Consider the following 5,297-nt stretch of genomic DNA (forward strand, 5'->3'; position numbering starts at 1 on the left):
GCCTGCTCGCGCGCTGACACCGGGGGCCGGCACGCCGGGAGCCCGGGCCAGCCGCCCTTCGCGGCCGCGCCGGGAGCCCGAGCCGACTGCCTTCCGCAGACCGCGCCGCCCACCCGCGTCGGCCGCGCCGTCTCGAACGCCGCCCTCCCCCTCCGAGCGCTCGGGCGCGGTTTCGCACGATTTCGTGCAAGAAATGACGGCTCTGCATCGAATCGCAAGGCCAGGCGCGCCCCTGCGGCGAACACGCTCGGCATAACCCCAGATCACTGCCGATCGAGGATTCCCGATCACCCGAGCCGCAACGCAAAGGAGGACGATTCGCGCGCTTTTCCCATGCAAACCCGTCATTTCTTGCACGAAATCATGCTTTTTCTCGTCCGCGAAGGCGCCACCCGCGCTCCTTTCCCACCATCGACGGGGGCGAAAGCCCTACAATGGCGCAATGCCGGCCCAGCGACCGGCCCATCGGGCGCCGCGCCAGCCGCGCGCCGCCCGCCGCCCGACCGAAAGGACCACGCCATGCCGCCCGCCATGCGCCGCCGCAAGCAGGAGCTTGCCCCCGAAGACGCCATCCGCATCATGGAGGAGGGGGCCTACGGCGTGCTCGGCACCGCCGGCACCGACGGCTTCCCCTACGCCGTGCCGCTCAGCTACGCGTGGCTCGACGGCCGCATCGTCTTCCACTGCGCGCCCGCGGGCCACAAGCTCGACGCCCTGCGCGCCGACCCGCGCGTGTCCTTCGTCGTGGTGGGCTCCAACGAGGTGCGGCCCGAGATCTACACCAACGTGTTCACGTCGGCCATCGCCTTCGGCACCGCGCGCATCGTCGAGGACGAGGCCGAGAAGCGCGCCCTCTGCCGCGCCTTCGCCCTGCGCTACTGCGCCGGGCTCGAGGAGGGCGTGGACGAGGAGATCGACAAGCTCATCGGTCGCACGGCCATCGTGGTCATCGACGTGGAGCAGCTCACCGGCAAGCAGGCCATCGAGCTCGTTCCCAGCAAGGAGGCCTAGGATGGAGGTCATCACCCCCATAGCGGTGCGCTACGCCGAGACCGACATGATGGGCGTGGTCTACCACGCCAACTACCTGCTGTACTTCGAGGACGCCCGCACCGACTTCCTGGAGAAGGCGGGCTTCCCCTACGCCTCCATCGAGGAGGCGGGCTATATGTGCCCCATCTACGCCGTCGACCTGCAATACGGCGAGCCGCTGCGCTATGGCGAGGGCGCCTTCGTGGCCACGCGCGTGGTGGAGTCGCGGCCTACCAAGACCACCTACCTGCAGCGGGTGTTCCGCGAAGGCGACGATCCCGCTACGGCCAAGCCCCTGGTCAGCGGTCACGTCACCGCGTGCATGGTGGAGCGCGACACCTTCCGGCCCGTGAGCATCAAGCGCGCCCTGCCCGAGCTCTACGCGTTCTACGACGGCATCGTCGAGCCGGAGGCGTAGGCGCCGCGCCGAGTCTTGCGCGGCGGGCAGGCGCGCGCCTCTCCCGGCAGCCCGCGGGGTCGCAGCCGCCGCGCCGCCCGCGACCGAGGCGGCCTTCCGCAGGCAGGCCAGACAGCCAGGCGCAGCGCCCTGCCCGCCAGCCGTCCCCGACCTCAGGAGGCCCCATGACGCTCACCCGTCCCGACACGCTGGACGACCCGCGGCTGGCGGTGTTCTCGTCGCTGACCGACGCCGAGCTGCGCGACCCGCGCCAGCTGGTGGGGCTTGCCCGCGCCCTCGACGCGTCGGCCGATCCCGAGCGGCTGGCCGGCGGGCTGTTCATCGCCGAGTCGGCCAACGTCATCGAGCGGGCGCTCGACGCGGGCCTGGCCCCGTTCGCCCTGATCACCGAGGAACGTTGGCGCGCAGCAGCCGAGCCCCTGGTCGCGCGCATGGTCGCCGCCGACCCCGCGGCCCCCGCCTTCGTGCTCACCGCCGCCGAGCGCCGCGCCGTCACCGGCTACGAGCGCACGCGCGGGCCGCTGGCCGCCTTCCGCCGCCCGGCCCCGGCCGATCCCGCGGCCCTGCTGGCCGGGGCGCGACGCGTGGCGGTGCTCGAGGACGTAGCCAACCACACCAACATCGGCGCCCTCTTCCGCAGCGCGGCGGCCCTCGGCATGGACGCGCTCCTGCTCACCGAGCGCTGCCACGACCCGCTCTACCGCCGCGCGGCCCGCGTGTCCATGGGCACGGTGTTCCAGGTGCCGTGGGCGCGGGTGGACGCCGACTGGCCCGCGCTGCTGCGCGCGGCGGGGTTCGCCACCTGCGCGCTCGCGCTCGCCGACGACGCGCTGGCTATCGACGATGCGCGCCTGGCCGCCTGCGAGCGGCTCGCGCTCGTGCTGGGCACCGAGGGCGACGGGCTCGCGCCGGCCACCATCGCCGCCTGCGACTGGGTGGCGCGCATCCCCATGGCCCACGGCGTGGACTCGCTCAACGTGGCCGCCGCGAGCGCCGTGGCGTTCTGGGAGACGCGGGTGCGCTAGCCGGCAGGACGCGTCGCGTGCGACGTGCGAGCCGCGGGCAGCCCCCCGGGTGGGGCGACGCGCGATCCGCGGGGCGCCCTGGAGGGCCCGGCCGGCACGGCCGGCGCTCCCCCCGCGTGCCGGCCGCTTGACGCGCGGCCGCATCCCACCGGCCCCCTCACAAGAGAAGGGGCCGCCACGCCACGCGCGACGACCCCTTCCCCGCCCTTCCGACGTCCCGACGCCGGCCACGGCCGCGCGCCGATCGCGTTCCTAGCCGATGCCCCCGAAGAAGATGCCGAGCACGATGACCACGGCGGTGATGCCCACGAATCCGTAGCGCGTGAGCACGTCGAACCAGCGGCCGATCGGGCCATGGCCCAGCTCAGCCTGCTTCTTGGCAAACCCGCGCGGGCACACCCAGAAGAACATGACGGCCGCCAGGAACGCGCCCACGGGGATCACGTAGATGGAGATGACGTCCATCCACAGCGACACCGCGTCCCCACTCTCAAGCGGCAGGCCCACGGCCACGGCGATGACCGCCACCACGGCCACAGCCGCCCAGCGCGGCAGGCGGAACTGGTCCTGCAGCGCCTCCACCGGCGACTCGAACAGGTTCATGAGGCTCGTCACCGCGGCGAACACGACGGCCAGGAAGAACACGATCATGAAGAGGTTGCCCAGCGGCATCTCCTGGAACACGCCCGGCAGCGTGATGAACAGCAGCGGCGGGCCGCTCGACACGTCCAGCCCGAAGGCGAACAGCGCCGGCACCACGGTGAACGCCGCCACCAGCGCCGCCAGCGTGTCGAAGATGGCCACGTCGCGGGCCGAGCGCACCACGTCCACGTCCTTCTTCAGGTAGCTGCCGTACACAAGGGTGCCGCCGCCCGCCAGCGACAGGCTGAAGAACGCCTGGCCGAGCGCGTAGACCCAGGTGGTGGGGTTGGCGAGCGCCTCCCAGCGTGGCACGAGCAAATACTCGTAGCCCTCGAAGGCCCCCGGCATCATGAACACGCGGATGCCCACGATGACGAACAGCACGAAGAACGCCGGCATGAGCACCTTGTTGATGCGCTCGATGCCGCGGGATATGCCCAGGATCATGATGGCGAAGGTGACGCCCAGCCCCAGCAGGTGGAATCCGACGTTGCCCATCTCAGACGCCACAGCGCCGAAGAACGCGCCCACCTGGTCGGTGCTGATGAGCTGGCCGTCGAGCGACGCCACCAGGTAGTTGACGGCCCAGCCCAGCACCACCGCGTAGCCCACGGCCAGGGCCAGCTGGCCGATGGTGGGCACGAGCCCGATGATACGGCCGATCACGCGGCCGTGGGCCACGCCGCGCAGCTCCATGGCCTTGCCGAAGGCGCCGAGCGGACCGGCGCCCATCGCACGGCCGAAGGCCATCTCGCCGATGACGCCGGAGAACCCGAGCAAGGCCACGAACAGCAGGTACGGGATGAGGAAGGCCGCGCCGCCCAAGTCGGCCACGCGATAGGGGAACAGCCAGATGTTGGCCATGCCCACCGCGCTGCCCACGCAGGCCAGGATGAACCCGGTGCGCGACGCCCACGCATCACGCCCCTTCGCCGAGGAGGCGGCATCGGCCGCCGCGTCGGCGGCCCGGGCCTCCACTTCAACAGAATTCTCGCGGTTTTCTCGCACGGTGCTCCCCTTCCTCTGGCGGAGCCTATCATGATACCCTTCGACGACGGAATTTCTCGGGAGAAAGGGTGATCATGGGCCAGGTCAACGATCGGAAGGTAGCCGTCATCGGATGCGGGTTCGTCGGATCGGCGTCCGCCTTCGCGCTGCTGGAGTCGGGGCTGTTCTCGGAGATGGTGCTCATCGACGTGGACGCCGAGAGGGCCGAGGGCGAGGCGCTCGACATCAGCCACGGCATGGCCTTCGCGAGCCCCATGAGCATCTACGCCGGCACCTACGACGACATCGCCGACGCCGGCGTGATCGTGGTGACGGCAGGCGTCGGGCAGAAGCCGGGCGAGACGCGCATCGACCTCGTGCACCGCAACGTCGAGGTGTTCCGCGGCATCATGGGCGAGATTCGCGCGCGGGACTGCGGCGGCATCCTGCTCGTGGTGTCCAACCCCGTCGACGTGCTCACCTATGCGGCCATCCGCCTGTCGGGGATGCCGGAGGATCGGGTGATCGGCTCGGGCACGGTGCTCGACACCGCGCGGCTCAAGCAGATCATCGGCGAGCGCCTGGAGGTTGACCCGCGCAACGTCCACGCCCGCATCCTCGGCGAGCACGGCGACAGCGAGATCATCGCCTGGTCGAGCGCGCACGTGGCCGGCATCCCGCTCGAAGACTTCTTCAACATGCGCGCCGAGGGCTCCTATGCCGCCTTCCGCGACGAGATGAGCGACCTGGTGCGCAACGCCGCCTACGAGATCATCCGCCGCAAGCGGGCCACCTACTATGGCATCGCGCTGTCGGTCAAGCGCATCTGCGAGGCCATCGTGCGCGACGAGAAGTCGGTGCTGTCGGTGTCCAACATGCTCCACGGCGAGTTCGGCATCGAGGGCGTGGCGCTGTCCACCCCCTGCATCGTGGGGCGCGCCGGCATCGAGGGCCGCATGCCCCCGTCGCTCAACTACGCCGAGCAGCAGAGCCTGAAGGAGTCCGCCGCGCTGCTGCGCGAGGTGATCGACGAGATCGCGCTCGAGGACGCGGGCGCGTAGGAGGCGCAGGAGGGCGGGTTCGCGCGAGCGCGGGGCCGCGAGTTCGCTGGGCGCGGGGCCGAGTGCGGGGCCGCTGGTGCGCCGGGCATGTGTGCGCCGAGCGCGGGTGCGCAGCCGGCGCAGGCCGCGGGC

General features: G+C 71.4%; 5 protein-coding genes. 4 read left to right on the forward strand and 1 reads right to left on the reverse strand.

What is annotated here, in order from left to right; all coding sequences use genetic code 11:
* Window positions 1-519: 519 nt before the first annotated feature.
* The 3 genes from D1643_RS09620 (at window position 520) to D1643_RS09630 (ending at window position 2,475) form a co-directional block, all read left to right on the forward strand.
* Complete coding sequence (locus tag D1643_RS09620; RefSeq protein ID WP_160710416.1) at window positions 520-1,011, forward strand: pyridoxamine 5'-phosphate oxidase family protein; 492 nt, start codon at window positions 520-522, stop codon at window positions 1,009-1,011.
* Between the two features lies 1 nt (window position 1,012).
* Entirely contained in the window at window positions 1,013-1,450 is a 438-nt protein-coding gene (locus D1643_RS09625; protein ID WP_160710417.1) for a thioesterase family protein, read from the forward strand.
* 164 nt (window positions 1,451-1,614) lie between these two features.
* Window positions 1,615-2,475 carry an RNA methyltransferase gene (locus tag D1643_RS09630; RefSeq protein WP_160710418.1) on the forward strand — a complete coding sequence of 287 codons (861 nt, stop codon included), beginning with the start codon at window positions 1,615-1,617 and terminating at the stop codon, window positions 2,473-2,475.
* 252 nt (window positions 2,476-2,727) lie between these two features.
* On the opposite strand, the gene D1643_RS09635 is transcribed toward D1643_RS09630, so the two are convergent.
* A complete protein-coding gene (locus D1643_RS09635) occupies window positions 2,728-4,125 on the reverse strand; it encodes a sodium-dependent transporter (protein ID WP_160710419.1) in 1,398 nt (465 codons plus the stop codon).
* Between the two features lie 71 nt (window positions 4,126-4,196).
* Between D1643_RS09635 and D1643_RS09640 the strand changes: the two genes are divergently transcribed.
* Window positions 4,197-5,165, forward strand: coding sequence for an L-lactate dehydrogenase (locus D1643_RS09640; protein WP_160710420.1), 969 nt, complete (start codon window positions 4,197-4,199; stop codon window positions 5,163-5,165).
* Window positions 5,166-5,297: the final 132 nt, after the last annotated feature.

This window comes from Enterorhabdus sp. P55 (assembly GCF_009911695.1).
Lineage (GTDB): Bacteria > Actinomycetota > Coriobacteriia > Coriobacteriales > Eggerthellaceae > Enterorhabdus.

Bases quoted from the DNA above. Each gene is read 5' to 3' on its own strand.
- D1643_RS09620 (WP_160710416.1), top strand. From the start codon at position 520: ATGCCGCCCGCCATGCGCCGCCGCAAGCAGGAGCTTGCCCCCGAAGAC.
- D1643_RS09625 (WP_160710417.1), top strand. From the start codon at position 1,013: ATGGAGGTCATCACCCCCATAGCGGTGCGCTACGCCGAGACCGACATG.
- D1643_RS09630 (WP_160710418.1), top strand. From the start codon at position 1,615: ATGACGCTCACCCGTCCCGACACGCTGGACGACCCGCGGCTGGCGGTG.